This window comes from Bacillus sp. JNUCC-21 (assembly GCF_041222765.1).
GTDB classification, from domain to species: domain Bacteria; phylum Bacillota; class Bacilli; order Bacillales; family Bacillaceae; genus Bacillus; species Bacillus velezensis.
Map to the genome: position 1 here is coordinate 167,501 of NZ_CP166019.1, position 2,500 is coordinate 170,000.

General features: G+C 53.0%; 2 rRNA genes (both cut by a window edge). Both read left to right on the forward strand.

Going from position 1 to position 2,500, the window contains the following annotated elements:
• Nucleotides 1-1,527 (forward strand): 16S ribosomal RNA (locus JNUCC21_RS00990) (it extends 23 nt beyond the left edge of the window).
• A gap of 175 nt (nucleotides 1,528-1,702) precedes the next feature.
• A 23S ribosomal RNA gene (locus JNUCC21_RS00995) occupies nucleotides 1,703-2,500 on the forward strand (it continues 2,131 nt past the right edge of the window).
• Together the 16S and 23S rRNA genes form the textbook arrangement of a ribosomal RNA operon.

Consider the following 2,500-nt stretch of genomic DNA (forward strand, 5'->3'; position numbering starts at 1 on the left):
TCAGGACGAACGCTGGCGGCGTGCCTAATACATGCAAGTCGAGCGGACAGATGGGAGCTTGCTCCCTGATGTTAGCGGCGGACGGGTGAGTAACACGTGGGTAACCTGCCTGTAAGACTGGGATAACTCCGGGAAACCGGGGCTAATACCGGATGGTTGTCTGAACCGCATGGTTCAGACATAAAAGGTGGCTTCGGCTACCACTTACAGATGGACCCGCGGCGCATTAGCTAGTTGGTGAGGTAACGGCTCACCAAGGCGACGATGCGTAGCCGACCTGAGAGGGTGATCGGCCACACTGGGACTGAGACACGGCCCAGACTCCTACGGGAGGCAGCAGTAGGGAATCTTCCGCAATGGACGAAAGTCTGACGGAGCAACGCCGCGTGAGTGATGAAGGTTTTCGGATCGTAAAGCTCTGTTGTTAGGGAAGAACAAGTGCCGTTCAAATAGGGCGGCACCTTGACGGTACCTAACCAGAAAGCCACGGCTAACTACGTGCCAGCAGCCGCGGTAATACGTAGGTGGCAAGCGTTGTCCGGAATTATTGGGCGTAAAGGGCTCGCAGGCGGTTTCTTAAGTCTGATGTGAAAGCCCCCGGCTCAACCGGGGAGGGTCATTGGAAACTGGGGAACTTGAGTGCAGAAGAGGAGAGTGGAATTCCACGTGTAGCGGTGAAATGCGTAGAGATGTGGAGGAACACCAGTGGCGAAGGCGACTCTCTGGTCTGTAACTGACGCTGAGGAGCGAAAGCGTGGGGAGCGAACAGGATTAGATACCCTGGTAGTCCACGCCGTAAACGATGAGTGCTAAGTGTTAGGGGGTTTCCGCCCCTTAGTGCTGCAGCTAACGCATTAAGCACTCCGCCTGGGGAGTACGGTCGCAAGACTGAAACTCAAAGGAATTGACGGGGGCCCGCACAAGCGGTGGAGCATGTGGTTTAATTCGAAGCAACGCGAAGAACCTTACCAGGTCTTGACATCCTCTGACAATCCTAGAGATAGGACGTCCCCTTCGGGGGCAGAGTGACAGGTGGTGCATGGTTGTCGTCAGCTCGTGTCGTGAGATGTTGGGTTAAGTCCCGCAACGAGCGCAACCCTTGATCTTAGTTGCCAGCATTCAGTTGGGCACTCTAAGGTGACTGCCGGTGACAAACCGGAGGAAGGTGGGGATGACGTCAAATCATCATGCCCCTTATGACCTGGGCTACACACGTGCTACAATGGACAGAACAAAGGGCAGCGAAACCGCGAGGTTAAGCCAATCCCACAAATCTGTTCTCAGTTCGGATCGCAGTCTGCAACTCGACTGCGTGAAGCTGGAATCGCTAGTAATCGCGGATCAGCATGCCGCGGTGAATACGTTCCCGGGCCTTGTACACACCGCCCGTCACACCACGAGAGTTTGTAACACCCGAAGTCGGTGAGGTAACCTTTTAGGAGCCAGCCGCCGAAGGTGGGACAGATGATTGGGGTGAAGTCGTAACAAGGTAGCCGTATCGGAAGGTGCGGCTGGATCACCTCCTTTCTAAGGATTTTAACGGAATATAAGACCTTGGGTCTTATAAACAGAACGTTCCCTGTCTTGTTTAGTTTTGAAGGATCATTCGATTCTTCGAGATGTTGTTCTTTGAAAACTAGATAACAGAAGTAATTCACATTCAATTAGTAATGCAAGATATCACGTAGTGATTCTTTTTAACGGTTAAGTTAGAAAGGGCGCACGGTGGATGCCTTGGCACTAGGAGCCGATGAAGGACGGGACGAACACCGATATGCTTCGGGGAGCTGTAAGCAAGCTTTGATCCGGAGATTTCCGAATGGGGAAACCCACCACTCGTAATGGAGTGGTATCCATATCTGAATACATAGGATATGAGAAGGCAGACCCGGGGAACTGAAACATCTAAGTACCCGGAGGAAGAGAAAGCAAATGCGATTCCCTGAGTAGCGGCGAGCGAAACGGGACCAGCCCAAACCAAGAGGCTTGCCTCTTGGGGTTGTAGGACACTCTGTACGGAGTTACAAAGGAACGAGGTAGATGAAGAGGTCTGGAAAGGCCCGCCATAGGAGGTAACAGCCCTGTAGTCAAAACTTCGTTCTCTCCTGAGTGGATCCTGAGTACGGCGGAACACGTGAAATTCCGTCGGAATCCGGGAGGACCATCTCCCAAGGCTAAATACTCCCTAGTGACCGATAGTGAACCAGTACCGTGAGGGAAAGGTGAAAAGCACCCCGGAAGGGGAGTGAAAGAGATCCTGAAACCGTGTGCCTACAAGTAGTCAGAGCCCGTTAACGGGTGATGGCGTGCCTTTTGTAGAATGAACCGGCGAGTTACGATCCCGTGCAAGGTTAAGCAGAAGATGCGGAGCCGCAGCGAAAGCGAGTCTGAATAGGGCGAATTGAGTACGTGGTCGTAGACCCGAAACCAGGTGATCTACCCATGTCCAGGGTGAAGTTCAGGTAACACTGAATGGAGGCCCGAACCCACGCACGTTGAA